Raw genomic sequence first — 23,470 nt, forward strand, 5'->3', positions numbered from 1 at the left:
ATTTGGACATAGAAATTTATTTCATTGAAATTTTTGGCCTGTATGACCAAATAAAACATATATTATAAACCGACAAAAATCACTAAATTTGCCAACTTGATTAATCAAAGAAATTGAGAAATTACAATGAGCCAATTTAAAGAATATAAAAACCTTAACCTTATAGACGTAGCCGAGAATGTTTCGGAGTTCTGAAAGCAAACGACACTTTCGCAAAAAGTATGGAAACACGTCAGGGAAATCCTGAGTTTGTGTTTTACGAAGGTCCGCCTTCAGCAAACGGAATGCCCGGAATTCACCACGTTATGGCAAGAGCGTTGAAGGATATTTTCTGTCGTTACCAAACGCAAAACGGAAAACAGGTTCTCCGTAAAGCGGGTTGGGACACACACGGACTTCCCGTAGAACTGGGTGTAGAGAAAGAACTGGGAATCACTAAAGAAGATATTGGCAAAAAAATTTCGATAGAAGATTACAACAAAGCTTGTCGGGAAGCCGTAATGCGCTACACCGATGTCTGGAATCACCTGACCGAAAAAATCGGATACTGGGTAGATCTTGAAGATCCGTACATCACGTACAAATCAAAATACATGGAGACCGTTTGGTGGTTGTTGAAGCAATTATACAATAAAGATTTATTGTATAAAGGTTATACGATTCAACCCTACTCTCCAAAAGCAGGAACCGGACTTTCTTCACACGAAGTAAACCAGCCGGGAGCTTATCGTGACGTGACCGACACAACGATTGTAGCACAATTCAAAACGCTTCCGGAAACATTACCTGAGTTTTTACAAGGTTTTGGAGATGTACATTTCTTAGCATGGACGACCACTCCTTGGACTTTACCATCCAACACGGCTTTAACAGTCGGTCCAAAAATAGATTATGTTTTAGTAAAAACTTTTAACCAGTATACTTTTGAGCCTGTCAATATTGTTTTGGCTAAAGCTTTGGTTGGAAAACAATTCGCGAAAAAATTCATTGAAGGAACAGACGAAGATTTTACAAATTATACTTCAGCAAGCAAAACCATTCCATTCAAAATTCTTGGAGAATTCAAAGGTTCTGATTTGGTCGGAATTAAATACGAGCAGTTATTACCCTACACGTTACCTTACCAAAACCCGGAAAATGCTTTCAGAGTAATTTCAGGAGATTTTGTGACCACAGAAGACGGTACAGGAATCGTGCACACAGCGCCTACTTTTGGTGCTGATGATGCGAAAGTTGCCAAAGAAGCAACCCCCGAAGTTCCGCCCATGTTGGTTTTAAATGAATTTGGCAACCCGGTTCCATTGGTAGATCTACAAGGAAAGTTTACTTCGCAGATGGGAGATTTTGCAGGTAAATATGTGAAAAATGAATATTATGATGCAGGAACAGCTCCAGAAAAGTCTGTGGATGTAGAAATTGCTATCCGTTTAAAAGAAGAAAATAAAGCTTTTAAAGTTGAAAAATATGTTCACAGCTACCCGCACAGCTGGAGAACTGATGAGCCGCTTTTATATTATCCGTTAGATTCATGGTTTGTAAAAATGACCGCGGTAAAAGACCGTTTGGTAGATTTAAATAAAGAAATCAACTGGAAGCCAAAAGCTACGGGAGAAGGTCGTTTTGCCAATTGGCTGGAAAATGTAAACGACTGGAACCTTTCCCGCTCAAGATACTGGGGAATTCCGTTACCGATCTGGAGAACAGAAGATTTAAAAGAAGAAATCATCATTGGTTCTGTAGAAGAATTATACCATGAGATTGAAAAATCAATCAAAGCAGGATTGATGAAAGAAAACCCGTTCAAAGGTTTTGAAATCGGAAATATTTCTGAAGAAAACTATTCTTTGGTTGATTTACATAAAAATATCGTTGATAAAGTGGTTCTGGTTTCAGAATCAGGAAAAGCAATGAACCGTGAGAGCGATCTGATCGACGTTTGGTTTGATTCCGGAGCAATGCCTTACGCACAGTTGCATTATCCTTTTGAAAATAAAGAATTAATTGATACTCAAAAAGCTTTCCCGGCAGACTTCATCGCAGAAGGTGTTGACCAGAACTCGTGGTTGGTTCTACACACTTCACGCCATCGGAACTGCGGTTTTTGATTCGGTTGCTTATAAAAATGTAATGAGTAACGGACTTGTTTTGGATAAAAACGGTCAGAAAATGTCAAAACGTTTAGGAAATGCGGTTGATCCGTTTGAAACACTTGCCATTTACGGTCCTGACGCAACACGTTGGTACATGATTTCGAATGCAAATCCTTGGGAAAATCTCAAATTTGACATCGAAGGAATTGATGAAGTGAGAAGAAAATTCTTCGGAACGCTTTATAATACGTATTCTTTCTTTGCATTATATGCAAACGTTGACGGATTTAACTATTCGGAAAAAGAAATCGAAAATCGTCCTGAAATCGACCGTTGGATTTTATCTGAATTAAATCTCCTGATCAAAGAAGTAAAAGCATTCTACGAAGATTACGAACCGACCAGAGTCGCAAGATCGATCAGCAATTTTGTGAATGATAATTTAAGCAATTGGTATGTAAGATTGTGCAGAAGACGTTTCTGGAAGGGAGATTATTCTGAGGACAAAATCTCCGCTTACCAGACTTTATATACCTGTCTGGAAACCGTTGCCAAATTATCTGCGCCCATCGCTCCTTTCTTTATGGATCAGTTGTATCAGGATTTGAACAAAGTGACAGGAAAAGAAAATGCTGAATCTATACATCTGACAGACTTCCCGATTGCAGACGAAAGTTTAATTGATCAGGATTTGGTTGAAAAAACGCATTTGGCACAAAGTATTACAAGTATGGTTTTCTCATTGAGAAAAAAGGAAAATGTAAAAGTACGTCAACCGTTGCAGAAGGTTTTGATTCCAGTTTTGGATAAGAAAACAGAAGAGCAGATTTTAGCAGTTGCAGAATTGATTAAACAGGAAGTGAATGTGAAAGAATTGCAATTAATCAACTCTGAAGAAGCATCCCACTTAATTGTAAAACAGATCAAACCCAACTTTAAAACTTTAGGTTCAAGGCTTGGAAAAGACATGAAAGTTGTTGGTAATGAAATCACTAACCTTACTGTTGAGCAAATTTCAGCTTTAGAAAAAGATGGAAAAATTGGTATTCAGGGTTATGAAATTACAGTTGCTGATGTAGAAATTTCCACAAAAGATATTCCGGGATGGACGGTAACGTCAGACGGAAAAACAACTGTGGCATTAGATTTGAAGATGACAGATGAATTGAAGTCTGAAGGTATTGCAAGAGAGTTTATCAACAGGATTCAAAATCTCAGAAAAGAGAAAGATTTTGATTTAACAGACAGAATAAGCATCATTTTAGAAGAAAACATGCCGTTTCTGGAACAAATTAAGCAAAATGAAGAATATATTTCATCTGAAGTCTTGTCGAATAAAATAGAAATTGTACCTTCACTTTCAAGTTTTAACGAGATTGACATTGATGAGCTAAGTTTTAAAGTAAATGTTGAAAAAATTTAATATATAGTTATTGTTTTTTCAAAATCCATTTTATAAATTTATTAAAAAAGAAAAAGACCATGCAAGACGAGAGGGTAAGATATAATGACTCTGATTTACAAGAATTTAAAAAGTTAATCAAAGATAAAATAGAAAAAGCTGAGAAAGATCTGCAATTGATCAGAGAAAGCTTTATCAACGATCAAAATAACGGAACTGATGATACATCGCCTACTTTCAAAGCTTTTGAAGAAGGTGCAGAAACGCTGAGCAAAGAGCAGAACTCTATTTTGGCAGGAAGGCAGGAAAAGTTTGTAAGAGACTTAAAAAATGCTCTCATCAGAATTGAAAATAAAACATACGGTGTCTGCAGAGTAACCGGAAAACTGATTCCTAAGGAAAGGCTAATGGCAGTTCCGCACGCTACTTTGAGCATTGAAGCTAAAAATATGCAGAGATAATTTTTTTTATCTTATTTTTGTAAATAATTAATTGGGTTTATATGATGTTTTACAGCATTATATAAACCTAATTTTTAATTATATCTATGAACGAATATTTGATTTTAGGTATTATCCTTTTGGCAGTTTTGTGGTATTTTAATAAAGATAGAATCAGGAACAGATTCTATCCGGACAAGCCTAAAAATCTGACCATTGATCAACAATTCAATTCAGAAAAGCGAGACAGAGAAAAGGAAATCGACAGGCTTCTCAGTAAAATGGGAAAAAAAGGAATCAAAGACCTGTCTGCAAAAGACAGAAAAAGATTAGATGAACTTTCTAAAAAATAAAATTTAAATTAAACAGAAGATGGAAGCATTAATTGTACACCCAAAGAACCAAATGGAGCTGAACGCGCTGAAAAGCGTGATGAAAGATATGGGAATCCGATACGAAAAATTTCATACAAGAGGAGCGAAAACTCAGACTTTTGAACCTCGTACTCCTGTCGTGAAGAAGGAAAAGACAGTAAAAAATTTTAAAGATAAACCAAAGCCTAATTTGTAATGAAGAAAATAGTATTGATCACTTTTCTTATTTTACTAATAGATCAGGCTTCTAAAATTTATGTAAAGACACACTTCAGTTTAGGCGAAAGTGTCTCCGTATTTCCTTTTTTCAAACTGACTTTTGTAGAAAATCCCGGGATGGCTTATGGGCTTCATTTTGGTGGGTTAATAGGAAAATATTTGCTCGTAATTCTCAGACTTTTTTTAATTGGAGGAATGATTTATCTATTTAAAAAATGGTTGGCTCAAGGAGCGTCAAATTATCTTATCATTCCAATGTCTATTATTTTTGCGGGAGCCATAGGCAATATTATCGACGGAATGTTTTACGGGTTAATTTTCGACAGCGGAACCGTCTATGATGAAAGCATTGGCAGATGGATTGATTATGGCGGAATTTCTAAAATAACATCTTTCGGTGATGGTTATTCTCATTTTATGAAAGGTTGCGTAGTAGATATGTTTCATTTTCCTTTGGTAGATTGGTACGTTCCGGAAAGTTGGCCATTAATTGGAGGGAAACATATTGAATTCTTCAAATACATTTTTAATGTTGCCGATTCTGCAATAACTTTAGGAGCTGCATTTTTACTGATCTTCAGAAAAAAAGCTTTTCCAAATGGATTAGAATTTTAAACAATGAAAATTTTAAAAAAAATATTTATTATCGGACTGATATTCTTCGGAATATCAGCCCTTTTTATTTTCTGGGCAAACTTTAAAATTGATGCTGAGTCGGAAGATTTTGTCACATCAGACGTGTCTAAGCTTCCAACTGAGAAAACCGGGCTTCTTTTAGGAACCAGCAAAACACTATCAAATGGAAATCCGAATGCTTATTTTTTTAATAGAATAATAGCGGCAGCAGATTTATATAAATCCGGAAAAGTTCAGAATATCATCGTAAGTGGCGACAATTCTCAAAAAGATTATAACGAGCCAGAAGAAATGAAAAACGAGCTCATCAAAGCCGGAGTTCCCACAGAAAGAATTTTTGAGGATTTTGCCGGTTTTAGAACATTGGATTCTGTAGTTCGTGCAAAAGAAATTTTCGGTCAGAATTCTTATATCATTATTTCTCAACGTTTTCATAACGAACGTGCGGTGTATCTTGCAAGGAAAAATGGGATTGAAGCTTATGGATATAACGCAGAAGACGTTAATAAATATGCAGGTTTGAAAACCAACGCAAGAGAAAAACTGGCGAGAGCAAAAGTTTTTTGGGATTTTATTTTTGGTGTCGAACCGAAATATGGTGGGGAAAAGATTTTGATCCCTTAGTTCCCACAGATTTCACAGATTTTTACTTTAAAAAATTCATTTTCACTAATTTATTTCTTAAAAATTGAATATGCTGAATCAATGTAATCTACATGATAAAATTTTATGTTTCGGCTAAAGCCATTGATTTCATATTATTAAAACGGACTAAAGTCCGCTCCTATTGATAAAAAATTTCCGCAATCATCAGTGCAAATCTGTGAAATCTGCTGGAGATTTACTTAAATTTGCAATTCAATAATTTTTTATAAACAATTTTAAACAATGTCAAGAATTCTTACCGGCATACAAGCCACCGGAACCCCGCATCTTGGAAATTTATTAGGTGCTATTATTCCTGCAATTGAACTATCAAAACAAGCAGGAAACGAATCATTTTTATTCATTGCGAATCTACATTCGCTTACACAGATTAAAGATGCAAAAGAATTAAAAAACAACACGTATGAAATTGCTGCAGCTTGGCTTGCCTGCGGACTGGATACTGAAAAAACATTTTTTTACAGACAGAGTGACATCCCAGAAACCTGTGAACTATCTTGGCATTTATCCTGTTTTTTTCCTTATCAGAGACTGACTTTAGCGCATTCTTTTAAAGATAAAGCAGATCGTCTGCAAGATGTGAATGCCGGATTATTTACTTACCCAATTTTAATGGCTGCAGATATTTTACTGTACGATGCAGAAATTGTTCCTGTAGGAAAAGATCAACTTCAACATTTGGAAATTGCCCGTGATGTAGCTTCAAGATTCAATAATCAGATGGGTGAAGTTTTGGTTTTACCACAAGCTGAATTACAGGAAGACACTAAATACGTTCCGGGAGTTGACGGTCATAAAATGTCTAAATCGAGAGGAAATATCATCAATATTTTTTTACCCGAAAAAGAATTAAAAAAGCAGGTAATGAGTATTGAAAGTGATTCTAAATCTTTGGAAGAACCTAAAGATCCTTCAACAGATAAAACTTTCGCAATCTATGAACTGATTGCCACTCCTGAACAAACGGAAGAATTGAGAGCAAAATATGTAGCCGGTAACTTTGGTTATGGTCATGCTAAAAAAGAACTTTTAGATTTAATTCTCACGAGATTTGAAAAAGAAAGAGAATTATTTTCATATTATATGAATAATCTTGATGAGCTGGAAACGAAACTTCAGGAAGGCGCAGTAAAAACGAGAGTAATTGCTACCCAAACAATTCAAAGAGTGAGAGAAAGTTTAGGAATATAATTTTAATTTTTGAAAAGTATAGTTTCGGCGGCATCTTTGATGCCGCCGAAACTTTTTATAAATAATCCTTTATCTGTAAAAGATGTTTAATGACTTTTAAATCTTCCTGTTGCGGATTATCATTTAAAACATCAAAGAAAATAACATCCATTCCGAAATTTTGTGCGCCTACCACATCTGCAATCCAGTCGTCACCAATCAGGATACTTTCTTCTTTTGTAGCTTTAGAAAGACCTAAAGAATATTCAAAAATAGCAGGATTGGGTTTTCTCACGCCTATAGAATCTGCGCTGGTAATCGTATTGAAATAATGATCAATTCCGGATAAAATACATTTTCTTTCTGTTACTTCCTGAAAACCGTTTGAAATAATATGCATCGTATAATTTTTAGATCTTAAATACCCTAAAATATAATCTGCACTTTCCACCAGATGATTAAAATTCAGAATTTTATCTAAAAAATGTTCTTCAAAATACATTGATAAATCCAAATCATCAATTCCAAAATGTTTGAAAGTATCATAAAACCGATGTTTCCTCAGATATTCTTTGTCGATTTCGCCATCTCTTATCTGTTCCCAAAGTCTCTCGTTAATCACATGATAAACAGAATGAAATTCTCCAAAATCTATATTATATTTTAAAGTGATTTCTTCTTTTTCGAAAAGAGTTTTAATGGTGAGATATGCGTTTCTTCGGTGATCCCAAAGTGTATTGTCTAAGTCAAAAAAAATGTGCTGAATTTTCATACAGCACAAAATTAATGATTAATTTTTTGAAAGATGATAATGATTTTTTTTAATCTTTACCACATCTAGACTTTTCGAGAAACTAAGCAAAAAATCAATGGTTTGTTTTTTGGGTTTCAAACTTTTCAATTTTAAAGAATCGTTATTTTTCATAGGCAAAAATTGCTTTTTCTTTAAAACGTGAAACATTGTGAATTATTATCTAGTCAGTACAATGTTATTTTCTTCCATGATTTTTCTTAAGTTGATTAAAGCATAGCGAACACGTCCCAAAGTCGTATTAATGCTCATATCTGTATGCTCAGCGATTTCCTTAAAACTCAGCCCGTCAAAAAACCTGAGTTTTATCACCTCTTGTTGATTCGGCGGTAAAAACTGCAGCATTTTAAGCAAATCTTCCTGAATCTGCATACTTACCAATTGATCTTCAATATTTTCTGAAGGCTCTCTTATCAAATCAAATATTGAAAACTCATCATTATCAAAAGTGGTCTCAGAAACTTTTATGTTTTTAGATTTTGCTCTGAAATGATCGATGATTAAATTTTGTGCAATTCTTTTTGCCCAAAGAATAAATTTCCCTTCTTCATTGTAACGTCCTTCTTTCAGCATAATGATGATTTTGATAAAAGTATCCTGGAAAACATCATTTGCCAGATCTTCATCGTTAATTTTATAGAGAATAAACGAAAAGAGGTCTTTTTGATGACGGTGTATAAGGGTTGATAATGCTTCTTCATCTCCTTTTTGGTACAGAGATATTAATAGGCTATCTGTTGATTTCATGACTTTTTTCTCAGTATTTAACTGTAGACAAACAATCTCCCAACATTCTGTCGGGTTTTTTGTACGCTACAAATTCTATTAGAGTAAAGTCTTATCAATAAGCATTAAATTATGTTGTAAATATAAATAAAAAATTAATAACTGTTAAGTAATTATTAAATTTTTTAAAGAATTCTACAAATTTTCTACTTAAACATGTCATGTAAGAACGTTGTTGGGATATTGAGTGTGAAATTAATATTTAATCCTTTTAACTCTTTTCCTTTAAGTCTGCTGTCTGCAATGGAAAAAGCATAACCGCCAGTCAGATCTAAAAGACCGAATAATGAAACACCAATCTTAGGAGCAACATATTTGTTTGTTCCTTCAACACCCGCTAAAAAATAATAGGAATGTTTAAAATCAACATTTTTTTCAAAATTTAACAAAACGTCTGCATTCACTTTCGGCATAATGACAAATTCGGAGTTTGCAGAACCCATTAATGCAGAGGCTCCCAATCTGTAAATCACATCATCAGTTTTCAGAAAAAGCAACTTTCCTCCCACTTCCCCAAAGCTTTGATTTTGGTAAACATATCCTACATTGATCATTTTGTGAATGGTCACCTGTGCTGTCGCAAAAGTACTCAGAAAACCCATACACCCGATTGCCAAAAACCACTTGAAGTTCTTCATCTTATTTTATTTAAAACGTAAATTTAAAAAAACTGCCTTATCTGATAAAGATAAAGCAGTTTAAATATTTAAAAGAATAGATTAAATTCCAAAAGCGGATTTAATTTCTTCTACTTTGTCTAATTTTTCCCAGGTAAAGAATTCTAAACCTGTTAAAGTTAATTCATTTTTATGACCTTTATTGAATGTTTTATCGGCTACAAAATGCTCTCTTCCCATGTGGCCATACGAAGCTGTTTCCTGATAAATAGGATTTCTCAGTTTAAGATTCTGCTCAATAGCGTAAGGTCTTAAATCAAAAATTGTAGAGACTTTTTTAGCGATTTCACCGTCATTCAAACCTACTTTTGATGTTCCGTAAGTATTGATGTATAAACCACATGGTTCAGCTACACCAATTGCATAAGAAACCTGAACCAAAACCTCATCAGCAACACCTGCCGCCACTAAGTTTTTAGCGATGTGTCTTGTAGCATAAGCAGCACTTCTGTCTACTTTTGAAGGATCTTTTCCAGAAAAAGCACCACCACCGTGAGCACCTTTTCCACCGTAAGTATCTACGATGATTTTTCTTCCTGTAAGACCTGTATCTCCGTGAGGACCTCCAATTACGAATTTCCCTGTCGGATTGATGTGATATTTGATCTGATCGTTGAACAAGGCTTTTATTTCTTCAGTCTGCAAAGCCACAACTCTAGGAATCAAAATATTTTTGATATCTTCTCTGATTTTATTAAGCATTTCTTCTTCCGCTGCAAAATCATCATGCTGAGTAGAGACTACAATAGAATCTATTCTTACTGGTTTGTGATCGTCAGAATATTCAATTGTTACCTGGCTTTTCGCATCTGGACGAAGATAAGTGATTTCAGAATTTTCTCTTCTGATGGCAGAAAGCTCTTTTAGAATAGTATGTGCCAAATCCAGAGCAAGAGGCATATAATTAGCCGTTTCGTTGGTTGCGTAACCAAACATCATTCCCTGGTCACCTGCTCCCTGAGCATTTGCTTTAGCTTCGAAAGATTCGTCACTTACAGCTCTGTCGACACCCTGATTGATATCCGGAGACTGTTCATGAATCGCAGAAATTACTCCGCAAGAATCACCGTTGAACATATATTCACCTTTTGTGTAACCAATTCCGTTGATTACTTCTCTTGCAATGGTCTGTACATCAAGATAAGCTCCCGATTTTACTTCACCTGCCAGAACAACCTGACCTGTAGTAACCAAGGTTTCGCAAGCTACTTTTGAAGTTTTATCGTATGCTAAAAAATGATCAATTAATGCATCGGAAATCTGGTCGGCAATTTTATCTGGATGCCCTTCTGAAACTGATTCAGATGTAAATAAATAAGACATATGATCTTGTATTTTTTTAAATTAAAAAAAGAAGAAAAAAAAGAATAATTGCCCAGAAAAGCTAAAAAGAATATACTGTTTTAGCATTTTTTTAGAGAGGTTGCAATCAGGTCAAATTTTTCCTCGTTATAAACGTCAGCAAATTTAAGTACTATTTTCTTAATACTCAAAACTTTTATATGGTATTTATAATTTTCTTGAAATTAATGATTTATATCAATAATTAAAATTACTGAGGTTTGATGCTCACATAATCTTTAGGATTTTTATTAAAATTCAACTTTGTATCAAGCGAGCTTTTGATGAAAGATCCCAATTCATCAATAATTTTCTGCTTGAAAGTCGGCTTGTAATAAATAATACTGATTTCTCTGTAAGGAAAAGGTTTTTTAAATCTGAAAACTTTACTTTTCTGTTCTTCAGAAAGCTGATTCAAAGCTAATTCTGGTAAAATACTGATTCCGCCAACTTTGTCAACCATGTGAACTAAGGTCTGAATATTTGAAGCTAAAAACTCAAGATTTTTAGGTTTCAATCTGTTTTCTTTTAAATGACAGATATTTTCAAATTGATTTCTCAGACAGTTTCCTTCTTCTAAAAGCCATACTTTTTCTACATTCAGTTCATCGGGAACGATAAAAGTATTTTTCTTATTTGCCTCAGTATCTGAACTGTAGATCATCAACTCTTCATTAAAAAGAAAGTCCTGATAAAATTCGTTGGCATTATCATAAGGTGTAGAAATAATTCCTGCGTCTAATTCTCCGGCTTTTAAAGCTTTGATAATATTATCCGTGGTCATTTCTTTTACATTCATCAAGATTTTAGGATTTTCTTCCAGGAAATGAAAAATCTCAGTGGGTAGAATAAATGATGAAACTGTTGGGATAATTCCTAGGTTGATCGTTCCGCCTAAAATATTGTTTAATAAATTTGCTTTATTTCTAAGCTCATTTACCCCCTCAATAATGACTTTAGCCTGATCAATAATCTGTAATCCGACGTCAGTAGTACGAATTGGATGGGTCGTTCTGTCAAAAACCTTCACATCCAGCTCATCTTCAAACTTCTGTATCATTGCGCTTAGTGTAGGCTGAGTTATAAAACAAGCCTGAGCAGCTTTACCAAAATGTTTATACTTATCGACAGCGATAAGATATTCCAATTGCTGAATGTTCATCTGATTAATATTATCTATTACAAAGATATGACGTTTTTGATATAACCAATCAAAATTTCTACTAAATTTGATAATTATTAAGCTAATTACAGCTATTAAAATCTCATGAAAATTAATCAAATTATTATATGGATTCTAAAAAATTAACAACAGGAAGTGGAGCTCCTTATTTCGAACATCAGGATTCCCAGACAGTTGGAGCACGCGGTCCGGTATTGCTTCAGGACTTTATCTTGCAGGAGAATTTGGCTCATTTCGTAAGAGAAAGAATTCCGGAAAGAATCGTTCACGCAAAAGGAAGTGGTGCTTACGGTAAATTCACTGTCACTCATGATATTTCACAATATACAAAAGCAAAACTTTTTTCTCAGGTAGGAAATTCATGTAAAATGTTTGCTCGATTTTCTACGGTGGGTGGCGAAAAAGGCAGTGCTGATACAGCAAGAGATCCAAGAGGATTTGCTTTAAAATTTTACACAGAAGACGGAAACTGGGATTTGGTAGGAAACAATACACCGGTATTTTTTATAAAAGATGCTAAAAAATTTCCCGATTTTATTCATACCCAAAAAAGAGTTCCGAAAACAAACCTGAAAAGTGCCACGATGATGTGGGATTTTTGGAGTTTAAATCCGGAATCTCTTCACCAGGTTCTAATCTTAATGTCTGAAAGAGGAACACCTTATGGTTACAGACACATGCATGGTTTTGGTTCTCATACCTTTTCTATGATCAATGAAAGCAACCAAAGAACGTGGGTGAAATTTCATTTTAAAACAAAGCAGGGCATTAAAAACTTCACCAATGAAGAAGCTACAAAAATGGCAGGAGAAAATCCTGATTTTGCTCAGGAAGACCTTTGTAATGCAATTGACAATGGTGATTTCCCGAAATGGACAATGTACATCCAGGTAATGACCGAAGATGAGGCAAGAGAATTCAGATGGAATCCTTTTGATATTACAAAAGTCTGGTTTCAGGGAGATTTTCCTTTAATTGAAGTCGGAGAAATGGAATTGAATGAGATTCCAAATAATTTTTTCGCTCATGTAGAGCAATCTATATTTTCACCAAGTAACCTGATCAACGGCATTAGCTTTTCTCCAGACAAGATGCTTCAGGGAAGATTATTCTCTTATCCGGATGCACACCGTTACAGAGTTGGCGTCAATGCACATCAGCTTGAGGTAAACAGATGTCCGTTTGCTGTGCATAATTATCAGAGAGACGGTTTTATGGCAGATTCCAGTGAATATCAGGACAAGCCAAATTACCATCCGAACAGTTTTGATGATATACAGCCAGATTCATCTTACAAAAATTTCGAATATGAGCTAGACAGTACTCATGTTGCTAATTTCAACAGAAATGAAAATGATGATGATCACTATACACAACCAGGTCTGTTATATACAAAAGCAATGAATCAGGAAGACAGAGATCGATTGATTAAGAATATCATTGATCATATGAGTGGTATTGACGGACCTAAAAGAGATGAAATTATCAATCGTCAACTTTGTCATTTTTTCCGTGCAAATATTGAACTTGGTATGAAAGTAGCGGCAGGATTAAACATCAATCTTGATTCTAATATGATGAATCATTCAAAATAAACTTGAAAAATAAACTTAAATGGGAAAAAAAAATACTTTTTTCCCATTTTTTTGCAAAATAATTTTTAATTTGCACATTATTAAATATTATAGACTGCTAATGAATTATGAAAATATAATTATAGATAAAGAAGGCAAAACTGCCATCATCACAATCAACAGACCTGAAAGCTTAAATGCATTGAATGCCAATACAATAAAAGAAATCAGTTCTGCGTTAGATGAGTTAGTTTCTGATCATGAAGTTAGAGTAATTATATTGACAGGAAGTGGAGAGAAGTCTTTTGTAGCAGGAGCAGACATTAAGGAATTCAGTGATTTTAACACAGATCAGGCTGAAGAACTTGCAAGAAACGGACAGAATTTTCTTTTTAATAAAATCGAAAATTTATCAAAACCAGTTATTGCCGCAGTAAACGGGTTTGCATTAGGCGGAGGTTTAGAACTGGCAATGTGCTGCCATATAAGATATGCATCCGAAAACGCTAAATTGGGCTTACCCGAAGTAACATTAGGATTAATTCCCGGATACGGAGGTACACAGAGACTTCCAAAATTAGTAGGAAAAGGCAGAGCGAATGAGATGATTTTCTCGGCGAAAATGATTCCTGCACAAAAAGCCAAAGAAATTGGTCTGGTAAATGAAGTTTACCCTATTGAAGAATTATTAATAAAGACGAAAGAATTAGCAAAGATTATTTCAAACAATTCTCCAATGGCAATTTCTAAAGCAATACATGCCACCAATCTGTCTGATACGGATAAAGGTTTTGAAACTGAAATCAAAAATTTCGGTGAACTTTTTGAACTTGATGACAAAAAAGAAGGAGTTTCAGCTTTTATTGAAAAAAGAAAGCCTAACTTCTAATAATTACAGATTATTTCGAAAAAAGCGATGCAGAAGTATAATAAGTTTGATAAAGCTTATCTAAAAATGGCTCTGGAATGGGCAAAACTCTCTTACTGCAAAAGGAAACAGGTAGGAGCTCTTGTTGTAAAACACAGGATGATTATTTCGGATGGTTACAATGGTACCCCTTCCGGATCAGAAAACTGCTGTGAAGACGAAACTGGTAAAACCCACTGGTACGTACTTCACGCTGAAGCAAATGCGATTTTAAAACTAGCCGGTTCGGCACAATCTGCAAGAGGAGCAACTTTATACTTAACGCTCTCACCATGTAAAGATTGCAGCAAGCTGATTCTACAGGCAGGAATTGAAAAACTCGTTTATATTAATGCTTACTCTGATAACGAAGGAATATCATTTTTACAAAGCCATGGGATCGAAATAATACAGGTTTCAGAAAATGAATTAACAATTTAAATAAAAACACAACACAATGACTTGGGATGAAAAAATTAAAGATTTCGAAATTTTTCTAAGATTTGAAAGAAACTTTTCAGAAAACACGCTCGATGCTTATGTACGAGACATTAAAAAATTAAAAGATTACGCAGAAGAAGATTTAGAAAATCTAGGTCCTGATGTGATTTCTTACGAAAATCTTCAAGAGTACATATTTACTCTTTCTAAACAAAAATTTAGCGAAAGATCACAGGCAAGATGGATATCCTCTATCAAAGCATTCTTCAAATTCCTTCTTGAAGATGAGATAAGACAAGACAATCCTTCTTCATTACTTGAAGGTCCAAAGCTAGGTCTGTATCTTCCTGATACATTAAGTCTCTCCGACATTAATAAGATTATTGATGCCATTGAAGTGCATACAGATCTTGGCAAAAGGAACCACTGTATTATAGAGGTTTTATATGGTTGTGGGATTCGTGTTTCTGAGCTGATTGACCTGAAGATTTCGAACCTGAATTTCAAAGAAAATTATATCAAAGTAGTTGGAAAAGGTAACAAAACACGTTTTGTTCCATTAGCTAATTACACCGCAAAATTATTGAAAGAATATATTCAGGAGGTACGTTCTCAAAATAAAATCAATAAAAAATACGAAGACACGCTGTTTTTAAACAGCAGAGGAACTTCAATGTCACGAGTGATCGTATTTATCATCATCAAAGAGCTTACTGATAAAGCTGGGATTAGTAAAAAAATATCCCCGCACACTTTCAGACACTCTTTTGCCACACATCTTTTGCAAAATGGTGTAGATCTTAGATATATACAGGAAATGCTTGGACACTCGAGTATTACAACAACCGCTGTATATACACATTTGCAAACCGAGGAACTTCGAGACGTAATACTCACGTATCATCCTAGAAATAAGGCTAAAATTACTGAATGAAAATATTGAAATTTTGTCCTAACTGTGGCAAAGAATCATTGAATTGGGACGGAGAAAAAAAATGGAGCTGTCCCAATTGCAATTTCACACTATACAATAACGTTGCAGGTGCAGTAGCAGTGGTAATACGCTGTGAAGATGAGATCTATCTTACGAGAAGAAATCAGGAACCTAAAAAAGGGAAATTAGATTTGGCAGGAGGTTTTGTTGACCCTAGAGAAAGCGCAGAAAACACTTGCAAAAGAGAACTTTTTGAAGAGCTTCAATGGGAAATCGACATTGATAATCTTCAGTATCTGACAAGTCTACCCAACGTCTATCAGTATAAAGAGATTGATTATAATACCCTTGATCTATTTTACGAGTATAAGCTTTCAGAAAAGTTTGAAGTTAATTTAGAATTATCCGAAATTTCAGAGGCTCAGTGGATTCCGGTAAAAGAAATCAACCTTGATGATATTGCATTTGATTCGCAAAAAATATTTTTTAAAGAATACTTAAAGAAGTTTTAAACTTAAATATTTCCCATACATTTTTTTAAACGGCCAAGAACTTGGTGGGATTTAGAAATGTGTGGGATTTTTATGAGATTTCGTAAAAGCAAAGAATTATTAATTATTATTCAGATTTTATAAATATTCTTTATTCTTAGAGGCCTTTTGCTTTTTTTTAAATGCTGTTTCAGGTGTTTTCATGTTATTTTTAAATTCTTTATCTTTATAGAACTAAAATAATTTTTTATGATTAAACTCTACAAGTTACCTTACAGCATGAGCAAAATTGATTCTTTTTTCAAATCTTTGCTTATAGTTATTGCAATCTTTTTCGGCATCTCAAAAGTAAAAGCTCAGGTAAGTGCTTATACTTTTGCACAATCGTCCGGAACATATACCCCAGTATTTGGAACTGTTTTGGGAACAGCTACCGGAAATGCTTCGGCGACTAATCTCAACAGTGAAGTATATCCTGTTACTTTACCTTTTAGCTTTAATTTTAATGGATTGGCATATACTTCTATTAATGTTTCTACGAATGGCTATATTACATTTGGTTCTGTAGCTCCTACTGCGACTAACACCACACCTATTTCGGGGACAGCTTTATATGATGGGGCGGTTTCTGCCTGGGGAAGAGATTTAAGCAGCTATTTTGATGTGAATTCGAGAACAGGAAGTGTAGTTTGGGAAACTATAGGTACAGCACCCAACAGAGAAGTAGTAATAGAATGGAAAAATTTCAGAACCAATTCTGCAACTGCTGTTACTTCAATTTATTCTTTTTCATTTCAAATTCGACTATCTGAAACATCCAACATTGTAAAAGCGGTGTATGATTCCGGAAGTTATCTTGTAGGAAGTACTGCAGTAAGCGCAACTACTCAAGTGGGTTTAAGAGGTAGTTCTAACGTAGATTTTAATAACAGATTGAATGCTACAACAACTGAATACTTTAATTCTACAGCAGGAATTGCTAACAGCAGTGCACAGGCTTTTAACACTACCAGTGCAATCCCGGGAATGCCTACTTCCGGACTTACTTATTCATGGACACCACCAACATGTTATGCTCCATTAAATGTTTCTACTTCTAACCCTACTATTAATTCTGTAAATTTATCTTGGACAGCCTCTCCTTCTTTGCCTTCAGGAGGTTACGATATTTATTACAGTACATCCGGTACACCACCTACAAGTGCTACTACACCAAATATAATTGGGTTTCAAGGTACATCAACAACATTATCAGGTTTACCGTCTTTAACGTCTTATTATGTTTGGGTAAGAGCAAATTGCGGTGCAGGTAACGTTAGTATATGGACATCTCAAACTGTCATGTTTTCAACTTTATGTCAACCACCATCAATTTTAACGTCAACAGGAGCAACTGTTTGCCAAAATCAGTCAGCAACTCTTTCGGCAACTGCAAATGCAGGTACTACTATCAGTTGGTATGACGCGCAAACCGGTGGAAATTTATTAACAACCGGATCTACCTATACAACACCGGCTTTATCAGCTACAACAAATTACTATGTAAGCACATATACAGGAACTACCGGTCTTTCGGTCGGGAAAACAACCTATACAGCAAATCCTTCTAGCGGTGCAGGAACAACAAACTTCGGGTTGGTTTTTGACGCTCTTAGTTTCTTTACTTTAGAAACTGTAACCGTTTATCCTGTAAGCGCAAGTGGTGCATCTGGAACTTTAACTATCGATGTGGTAGATGGATCTGGAGCTGTAATTCATTCTAAAACAGTAAATGTAACCGGAGCTCCTACTTCTGCGCCAGTCGCTCAGGTAATAGATCTTAATTTTCTTATTGCTCCGGGCACCAATTATAAATTACGCCCAGGAAGTTATACAGGAATTAGCGGATTGCTATTTGATCCTTCAGCAAATGCACCAGGAGGCAATTTTGGCTACCCATTCGTTCTCCAAAATTTAGTGAGTATCAACAATAGCACATTAACTGCACCTCCAACAAACACCCCGAGAAATGATTTATATTACTATTTTTATGATTGGAAAGTATCTACCAAATGTGAATCTGCAAGAACAACGGTTACAGCAACGGTAGACTCAGCTTGTCTGTCAACCTTAGAAACAGATAAAAAAAATAGTGTAAAAGTATATCCTAATCCTTTCTCAGACATTATCAATATCGACAGAGCAGAGTTGGTAAAATCAATACAAATAACTGATGTAACAGGAAAATTGGTAAGGAATAATCTGAAACCAGAATCTGTTTTAAGATTAAATGATCTTTCACAGGCAATGTATATTTTACAACTTGATATGAAAGATGGTTCGAGACAAACCGTTAAAATAATTAAGAAATAATACGCTAACTATTCAGACAATAAGAGTCGGCTCCGAATTTCATTCGGAGCCGACTCTTATTATATTAATTAAATCATCAGTCAGATAACTCATTACCAATAACTCATTACCCATATCTTACTGACCGGTTTGCATTACACCACCGGTTTCTTCTTTTTTGCTGTTTAAGATGTTCGCATCTTCTTTTGCCAGTTTATTTTTGGTAGGAATTTTATAATTCACAGAAAGTCCAAAATTTCTGCTGTCGTATTTTGTTCTGATGAAAAGACTTTCTCCTCCGGAAGGATTATTGGTTCTGATCTGCATTACCTGTCCGTTTAAAATATCATTACCGAAAATGGAAACTGTCAAACGGTTATCCATAAATTTCTTCGTCAACGTAATATCTACAGAATTATTAAAAGGTTTTTCAGCAGTAAAGTAAAAATATCCTGCTCTTGGAGTTAAGTAACTGTAATTTGCTGTTAGCTTGATGTCTTTTGGAAGAAGAATCTGAGCCATTAAATTAAAAATCCAGAAACCATTATTCTTCAGATTATCAATATCATGCTTTTGATAGCCTGCATACAAGTACATGAAATTAATTTTATCCGGATTAAAATCAAACTTCATGATTTCGCTCAATGGTTTCGTGAAAATCATGAACGGAATAGGAAGACCCACGTTGAAGTTGTGAATTTTCATATTAGAAATATTCACCTGTTCATTGAAGATATTTTTCCCTTCTCGTCTGATGATTTGAGCCACCTGATTTTTGGCATTACTCACACTGTACCCGATAAACGCATAATCGAAAGCCGAAATCTTCACTTCATAATTATCAAAAATCGTGGGTTGCAGGAATGGATTTCCTGTTACCTGTGTGTTGGGTCCCTGAAACGTGCTGTTGTTGGGATTCAATGCAGAAATACTCGGCAGACTGATTTTCTTATTGTAATTTGCCAATGCGTAGACCTGATTCATTACATTATACTGCACACTTGCATTCGGGAAAAGCTTGAATTTATTAAAAGGAATCAGATCTTTTTGAATAATTGTTGAAGCACTGTCAATTCTTGTAACTCCTGAAATATCATAATTTTCGGCTCTAACTCCGGCAATAAAATCAAATTTTTTCAGCTTTGCCTGAAATTCCAGATACGTAGAAGCGGTTTGCCTCTGATATTCCAGATTGGTTAAGCCTTTACTTTCGGTATCGAAATTCTGCCTTTCATATAAACCTCCGAAGCTTACTTTTCCTTCATCAAGAATCTTTAAAGGCTGAGAATAATCTACTTTAAAATTGGCAATTCTCATATCTGAGCTATTCTCTAAGACGTTTCCGGCAGTAAAATTATATGATTCTCCTGTTGGTGAATCTGTGAATAATCCTTGTCTGAAAATATTATCCTGACCAAATTTGCTGTCTGACTTCGTATAACCAAATTGAAAATCCAGTTTTTTTTGTTTGTCATCAAAGCGAACCTGATACGTCGCAACCGCTTCCTGTCTTAAATTATTGGTATTAGCCGCATCAAAAGCATTAAAGCGTACTTCTCTGAAAATATCAGGATTTTCATCAACCAAGATATCTGCCAAGCCATTACTTGACGTATAGTTATCATTTTTATTATGATAAATGTCGTAGTTTAAGAGCAACCGATCTTCTCCCAGATCAAATGTCAAACCAGATTTTGCGAAATATCCGCGCCCGATCCTGTCTGTATTGGTTAACATTAGATTGTCCTGATTAGAATTCAGCATACTTTCACGATAATTTTGCCCAACGCTCAGTTGCCATCCAAACAGTTTGTTTCTTGCATTCAGGTTTAATGAATGGCTCGTTCTGCTTCTCAGCTTGTCTTCGTTAGAAAAATTATAGTTTCCGGAATAAGTTGCGGTTAAATATTTATTAGCATTTTTATTGGTAATAATATTCATAATCGCACCACCCGAAGTTGCAGGAAATTCTGCGCCGGGTTGCGTGATCACCTCTATTCTTTCTACAGAATTGGCGGGCATTCCTTCCAGAAAAGAATTTAATTCGTTGCTTGAAATATTGAGAGGTCTTCCATTCAGATAAACATCCAAAACTTTTCCCTGGTACATCATTCCTGCAATATCTGTAGAGACAAGACCGGGAAGTTTTTTGATGCCTTCCAAAACGTTTCCGTTATTCAGATGCGGCTGCTCGGAAAAATCGAAAATGGTACGGTCGGCTTTCTGCTCAACGGCTTTTTTAGTTTTGGTGATGACAACACCTTCTATTTCTTTTTCTTTTACTTTTGTATCCTTTGTTTCTTGTGCAAAAGTGATGGTTGATGCTACAACTGAAAGGGCCAGAATAATTTTCTTCATTGGGAGACTTAATTATGCCTAATTAGACTCCGAAAATGAAGATTTGTTACACATTTTTTATCATTTGTCAATTTTACTCCACAATCTTAATCTCATCATCTATCAGACCATAGAGTTCGTACCATTTGATAGATTTCAGCATCAGTCTTTTGTGATTCAGTATTTGCTTAATATCCTCTTTCTATCTTGTTAAGACATATTTAAAACAAAAATTCCGCCCGAAAATCGAGCGGAATACTATTATTAAACTGCAATTTGAAATCAAATTATCAATGTTAACTTTCCTGTAGTGCAATCAGATTCAAAGCAGAACCTGCTACAAACCAGCCAATTTGCTGATCGTTATATGTGTGGTTTGCCATGATAAGATCTTTTGTTCCGTCTGAATGTACAAATTCTAAGGTCAATTGTTTACCCGGTGCAAACTGATCGAGATCTAAGAAGTTCACCGTATCATCTTCCTGAATTTTATCGTAGTCTGCTTCATTTGCAAACGTTAATCCTAACATTCCCTGTTTTTTCAGGTTGGTTTCGTGAATTCTTGCAAAAGATTTTACCAAAACAGCTTTTACACCAAGATGTCTTGGTTCCATTGCTGCATGTTCTCTTGATGAACCTTCACCATAATTCTGATCACCAACAACGATAGATGGAACTCCTGCAGCTTTGTAAGCTCGTGCTACAGCAGGAACTTCAGCGTGTTCGCCTGTCAGTTGGTTCTTTACAGAATTTGTTTCCATATTATATGCGTTTACAGCACCAATTAGCATATTGTTTGAAATATTATCAAGGTGACCTCTGTATTTCAACCAGGGTCCTGCCATAGAAATATGATCTGTAGTACATTTTCCGAAAGCTTTAATTAAAACTTTAGCACCTGTAATATTTTTTCCGTCCCATGCTTCAAAAGGCTCAAGCAACTGAAGTCTGTCTGAATCCGGATTTACTTTTACCTGTACGCTTGATCCGTCTTCAGATGGCGCTTGATAACCGGCATCTTCTACTGCAAAACCTTTTGATGGTAATTCGGAGCCGCTTGGTTCGTTTAGTTTGATCTGCTCACCGTTCTCAGCGGTTAATGTATCTGTGATTGGGTTAAAATCTAATCTTCCTGAAATTGCAATGGCAGCAACCATTTCTGGTGAAGCTACGAATGCGTGGGTATTCGGGTTTCCGTCTGCTCTTTTTGCAAAGTTTCTGTTAAAAGAATGGATAATTGAGTTTTTTTCTCCTTTTTCAGATCCTTCTCTGTCCCACTGTCCGATACAAGGTCCGCAGGCATTGGTAAAAATTCTGGCGTTTTCAAATTTTCTGAAAGAATCTAAGAAACCGTCTCTTTCGGCTGTAAATTTCACCTGCTCAGAACCGGGGTTGATTCCAAGGATAGCTTTAGGTTTAACTCCTTTTGCTACTGCATCTTCTACGATGGAAGCTGCTCTCGATAAATCTTCATAAGAAGAGTTGGTACAAGAACCGATCAAAGCCCATTCAACCTCAATTGGCCATCCGTTTGCTTCAGCTTTAGCTTTAAATTCAGAAACCGGAGTTGCTAAATCTGGTGTAAAAGGTCCGTTCAAATGAGGGGCTAATTCAGATAAATTGATTTCAATTACCTGGTCAAAATATTGTTCTGGGTTTGCATATACTTCAGCATCTCCCGTTAAATGTTCAGCGATAACATCGGCAGCCTCCACAACATCCTGTCTTCCTGTAGAAGCAAGATATCTTCTCATAGAATCATCATATCCGAAAGTAGAAGTGGTAGCACCAACCTCAGCTCCCATATTACAGATCGTACCTTTACCGGTTGCCGAAAGAGACTGAGCTCCTTCCCCAAAATATTCTACGATGCAGCCTGTTCCTCCTTTTACGGTAAGAATTCCGGCAACTTTTAGAATAACATCTTTTGCGGAAGTCCATCCAGACATTTTACCGGTTAATTTGACACCGATTAGTTTTGGCATTTTAAGTTCCCAAGCCATTCCGGCCATTACGTCTACAGCATCTGCACCACCAACACCGATGGCTACCATTCCTAATCCGCCTGCGTTTACGGTGTGAGAGTCAGTTCCGATCATCATTCCTCCCGGGAATGCATAATTTTCTAAAACAACCTGGTGAATAATTCCTGCTCCGGGTTTCCAGAAACCGATTCCGTATTTATCACAAACAGAACCTAAGAAATTGAAAACTTCAGAGTTCTTATTAATACCTTCCTGTAAATCTGATTCCGCACCCACTCTCGCCTGAATGAGGTGATCTGCATGAGCGGTCGAAGGAACTGCCACTTTAGCTTTTCCTGCCTGCATAAATTGTAACAGTGCCATTTGTGCAGTTGCGTCCTGCATTGCCACTCTGTCAGGAGCAAAATCCACATAGGAATTTCCTCTTTCATATTCTTTTGTTGAATTTCCTTCCCACAAATGTGTGTAAAGAATTTTTTCTGAAAGTGTCAACGGTTTTCCTGTGATTTGTCTTGCTGCTGCAATACGTTCAGGATAACGTTCGTACACCTTTTTGATCATGTCAATGTCGAAAGTCATATTTTGTTTGTTTTAATTTTTAGGTATCTTTTAGTGAAAATCACATTAAAAAGGATAACGTTTTTATTCATCAAAATCTGTTCCTTCAATCAAAAA

Annotated in this window: 19 protein-coding genes and 1 pseudogene; 13 read left to right on the forward strand and 7 right to left on the reverse strand. The window is 35.4% G+C overall.

Features of this window, described 5'->3' with window-relative positions; translation table 11 throughout:
• The first annotated feature begins 126 nt into the window (after nucleotides 1-126).
• From ileS to trpS, 7 genes and pseudogenes are all read left to right on the forward strand, one after another.
• A pseudogene (ileS, locus tag ACZZ9T_RS02490) lies at nucleotides 127-3,513 on the forward strand (isoleucine--tRNA ligase).
• Nucleotides 3,514-3,572: 59 nt separating this feature from the next.
• A complete protein-coding gene (locus ACZZ9T_RS02495; protein ID WP_463429829.1) occupies nucleotides 3,573-3,953 on the forward strand; it encodes a TraR/DksA family transcriptional regulator in 381 nt (126 codons plus the stop codon).
• Nucleotides 3,954-4,039: 86 nt separating this feature from the next.
• Nucleotides 4,040-4,285, forward strand: a complete 246-nt coding sequence (locus tag ACZZ9T_RS02500) for a DUF6576 domain-containing protein (protein ID WP_463440782.1) — start codon at nucleotides 4,040-4,042, stop codon at nucleotides 4,283-4,285.
• Between the two features lie 19 nt (nucleotides 4,286-4,304).
• Nucleotides 4,305-4,502: a DUF2683 family protein gene (locus ACZZ9T_RS02505; RefSeq protein WP_463440783.1), complete on the forward strand. Its 198-nt coding sequence runs from the start codon at nucleotides 4,305-4,307 to the stop codon at nucleotides 4,500-4,502.
• Nucleotides 4,502-5,140 carry a lipoprotein signal peptidase gene (locus ACZZ9T_RS02510; protein WP_463440784.1) on the forward strand — a complete coding sequence of 213 codons (639 nt, stop codon included), beginning with the start codon at nucleotides 4,502-4,504 and terminating at the stop codon, nucleotides 5,138-5,140. The genes ACZZ9T_RS02505 and ACZZ9T_RS02510 overlap by 1 nt, the downstream gene beginning before the upstream one ends.
• A gap of 3 nt (nucleotides 5,141-5,143) precedes the next feature.
• Nucleotides 5,144-5,785, forward strand: coding sequence for a SanA/YdcF family protein (locus tag ACZZ9T_RS02515; RefSeq protein ID WP_463429833.1), 642 nt, complete (start codon nucleotides 5,144-5,146; stop codon nucleotides 5,783-5,785).
• 264 nt (nucleotides 5,786-6,049) lie between these two features.
• Complete coding sequence (gene trpS, locus ACZZ9T_RS02520; protein WP_463440785.1) at nucleotides 6,050-7,018, forward strand: tryptophan--tRNA ligase; 969 nt, start codon at nucleotides 6,050-6,052, stop codon at nucleotides 7,016-7,018.
• Nucleotides 7,019-7,073: 55 nt separating this feature from the next.
• On the opposite strand, the gene ACZZ9T_RS02525 is transcribed toward trpS, so the two are convergent.
• The 5 genes from ACZZ9T_RS02525 to ACZZ9T_RS02545 all read right to left on the reverse strand — a co-directional run bounded on the left by ACZZ9T_RS02525 (nucleotide 7,074) and on the right by ACZZ9T_RS02545 (nucleotide 11,774).
• Nucleotides 7,074-7,769 (reverse strand): YjjG family noncanonical pyrimidine nucleotidase, encoded by a 696-nt coding sequence (locus tag ACZZ9T_RS02525; protein ID WP_463440786.1) that lies wholly within the window; start codon nucleotides 7,767-7,769, stop codon nucleotides 7,074-7,076.
• Nucleotides 7,770-7,967: 198 nt separating this feature from the next.
• Nucleotides 7,968-8,555 carry an RNA polymerase sigma factor gene (locus tag ACZZ9T_RS02530; protein WP_463440787.1) on the reverse strand — a complete coding sequence of 196 codons (588 nt, stop codon included), beginning with the start codon at nucleotides 8,553-8,555 and terminating at the stop codon, nucleotides 7,968-7,970.
• A gap of 185 nt (nucleotides 8,556-8,740) precedes the next feature.
• Nucleotides 8,741-9,232 (reverse strand): hypothetical protein, encoded by a 492-nt coding sequence (locus tag ACZZ9T_RS02535; RefSeq protein ID WP_463440788.1) that lies wholly within the window; start codon nucleotides 9,230-9,232, stop codon nucleotides 8,741-8,743.
• Nucleotides 9,233-9,313: 81 nt separating this feature from the next.
• Nucleotides 9,314-10,594, reverse strand: coding sequence for a methionine adenosyltransferase (gene metK / locus ACZZ9T_RS02540; RefSeq protein ID WP_463440789.1), 1,281 nt, complete (start codon nucleotides 10,592-10,594; stop codon nucleotides 9,314-9,316).
• A gap of 229 nt (nucleotides 10,595-10,823) precedes the next feature.
• Nucleotides 10,824-11,774, reverse strand: coding sequence for a LysR substrate-binding domain-containing protein (locus ACZZ9T_RS02545; protein WP_463429839.1), 951 nt, complete (start codon nucleotides 11,772-11,774; stop codon nucleotides 10,824-10,826).
• A 128-nt stretch (nucleotides 11,775-11,902) separates the two neighbouring features.
• Here ACZZ9T_RS02545 and ACZZ9T_RS02550 point away from each other — a divergent pair, with 128 nt between their 5' ends.
• The 6 genes from ACZZ9T_RS02550 (at nucleotide 11,903) to ACZZ9T_RS02575 (ending at nucleotide 18,494) form a co-directional block, all read left to right on the forward strand.
• A complete protein-coding gene (locus ACZZ9T_RS02550) occupies nucleotides 11,903-13,390 on the forward strand; it encodes a catalase (protein ID WP_463440790.1) in 1,488 nt (495 codons plus the stop codon).
• A gap of 100 nt (nucleotides 13,391-13,490) precedes the next feature.
• Nucleotides 13,491-14,258 carry an enoyl-CoA hydratase-related protein gene (locus tag ACZZ9T_RS02555; RefSeq protein WP_463440791.1) on the forward strand — a complete coding sequence of 256 codons (768 nt, stop codon included), beginning with the start codon at nucleotides 13,491-13,493 and terminating at the stop codon, nucleotides 14,256-14,258.
• A gap of 27 nt (nucleotides 14,259-14,285) precedes the next feature.
• Nucleotides 14,286-14,717, forward strand: a complete 432-nt coding sequence (locus tag ACZZ9T_RS02560; RefSeq protein ID WP_463429842.1) for a deoxycytidylate deaminase — start codon at nucleotides 14,286-14,288, stop codon at nucleotides 14,715-14,717.
• 16 nt (nucleotides 14,718-14,733) lie between these two features.
• Nucleotides 14,734-15,651 carry a site-specific tyrosine recombinase XerD gene (gene xerD, locus ACZZ9T_RS02565; protein WP_463429843.1) on the forward strand — a complete coding sequence of 306 codons (918 nt, stop codon included), beginning with the start codon at nucleotides 14,734-14,736 and terminating at the stop codon, nucleotides 15,649-15,651.
• On the forward strand, nucleotides 15,648-16,163 hold the full coding sequence (locus ACZZ9T_RS02570; RefSeq protein ID WP_463440792.1) for an NUDIX hydrolase: 516 nt from the start codon (nucleotides 15,648-15,650) through the stop codon (nucleotides 16,161-16,163). The genes xerD and ACZZ9T_RS02570 overlap by 4 nt, the downstream gene beginning before the upstream one ends.
• A 228-nt stretch (nucleotides 16,164-16,391) precedes the next feature.
• Nucleotides 16,392-18,494, forward strand: coding sequence for an Ig-like domain-containing protein (locus ACZZ9T_RS02575; RefSeq protein WP_463440793.1), 2,103 nt, complete (start codon nucleotides 16,392-16,394; stop codon nucleotides 18,492-18,494).
• Nucleotides 18,495-18,611: 117 nt separating this feature from the next.
• Here ACZZ9T_RS02575 and ACZZ9T_RS02580 read toward each other — a convergent pair whose 3' ends face one another.
• Both ACZZ9T_RS02580 and ACZZ9T_RS02585 read right to left on the reverse strand, forming a co-directional pair.
• Nucleotides 18,612-20,831: an outer membrane beta-barrel protein gene (locus tag ACZZ9T_RS02580; protein WP_463440794.1), complete on the reverse strand. Its 2,220-nt coding sequence runs from the start codon at nucleotides 20,829-20,831 to the stop codon at nucleotides 18,612-18,614.
• A gap of 275 nt (nucleotides 20,832-21,106) precedes the next feature.
• Nucleotides 21,107-23,374, reverse strand: coding sequence for an aconitate hydratase (locus ACZZ9T_RS02585; RefSeq protein ID WP_463440795.1), 2,268 nt, complete (start codon nucleotides 23,372-23,374; stop codon nucleotides 21,107-21,109).
• Between the last annotated feature and the right edge of the window lie 96 nt (nucleotides 23,375-23,470).

It is taken from the genome of Chryseobacterium sp. AC417, from assembly GCF_979258215.1.

Excerpts from the sequence above, each read along its gene's own strand:
- ACZZ9T_RS02495 (WP_463429829.1), top strand. The coding sequence starts at position 3,573 with ATGCAAGACGAGAGGGTAAGATATAATGACTCTGATTTACAAGAATTT.
- ACZZ9T_RS02500 (WP_463440782.1), top strand. The coding sequence starts at position 4,040 with ATGAACGAATATTTGATTTTAGGTATTATCCTTTTGGCAGTTTTGTGG.
- ACZZ9T_RS02505 (WP_463440783.1), top strand. The coding sequence starts at position 4,305 with ATGGAAGCATTAATTGTACACCCAAAGAACCAAATGGAGCTGAACGCG.
- ACZZ9T_RS02510 (WP_463440784.1), top strand. The coding sequence starts at position 4,502 with ATGAAGAAAATAGTATTGATCACTTTTCTTATTTTACTAATAGATCAG.
- ACZZ9T_RS02515 (WP_463429833.1), top strand. The coding sequence starts at position 5,144 with ATGAAAATTTTAAAAAAAATATTTATTATCGGACTGATATTCTTCGGA.
- trpS (WP_463440785.1), top strand. The coding sequence starts at position 6,050 with ATGTCAAGAATTCTTACCGGCATACAAGCCACCGGAACCCCGCATCTT.
- ACZZ9T_RS02525 (WP_463440786.1), bottom strand. The coding sequence starts at position 7,769 with ATGAAAATTCAGCACATTTTTTTTGACTTAGACAATACACTTTGGGAT.
- ACZZ9T_RS02530 (WP_463440787.1), bottom strand. The coding sequence starts at position 8,555 with ATGAAATCAACAGATAGCCTATTAATATCTCTGTACCAAAAAGGAGAT.
- ACZZ9T_RS02535 (WP_463440788.1), bottom strand. The coding sequence starts at position 9,232 with ATGAAGAACTTCAAGTGGTTTTTGGCAATCGGGTGTATGGGTTTTCTG.
- metK (WP_463440789.1), bottom strand. The coding sequence starts at position 10,594 with ATGTCTTATTTATTTACATCTGAATCAGTTTCAGAAGGGCATCCAGAT.
- ACZZ9T_RS02545 (WP_463429839.1), bottom strand. The coding sequence starts at position 11,774 with ATGAACATTCAGCAATTGGAATATCTTATCGCTGTCGATAAGTATAAA.
- ACZZ9T_RS02550 (WP_463440790.1), top strand. The coding sequence starts at position 11,903 with ATGGATTCTAAAAAATTAACAACAGGAAGTGGAGCTCCTTATTTCGAA.
- ACZZ9T_RS02555 (WP_463440791.1), top strand. The coding sequence starts at position 13,491 with ATGAATTATGAAAATATAATTATAGATAAAGAAGGCAAAACTGCCATC.
- ACZZ9T_RS02560 (WP_463429842.1), top strand. The coding sequence starts at position 14,286 with ATGCAGAAGTATAATAAGTTTGATAAAGCTTATCTAAAAATGGCTCTG.
- xerD (WP_463429843.1), top strand. The coding sequence starts at position 14,734 with ATGACTTGGGATGAAAAAATTAAAGATTTCGAAATTTTTCTAAGATTT.
- ACZZ9T_RS02570 (WP_463440792.1), top strand. The coding sequence starts at position 15,648 with ATGAAAATATTGAAATTTTGTCCTAACTGTGGCAAAGAATCATTGAAT.
- ACZZ9T_RS02575 (WP_463440793.1), top strand. The coding sequence starts at position 16,392 with ATGATTAAACTCTACAAGTTACCTTACAGCATGAGCAAAATTGATTCT.
- ACZZ9T_RS02580 (WP_463440794.1), bottom strand. The coding sequence starts at position 20,831 with ATGAAGAAAATTATTCTGGCCCTTTCAGTTGTAGCATCAACCATCACT.
- ACZZ9T_RS02585 (WP_463440795.1), bottom strand. The coding sequence starts at position 23,374 with ATGACTTTCGACATTGACATGATCAAAAAGGTGTACGAACGTTATCCT.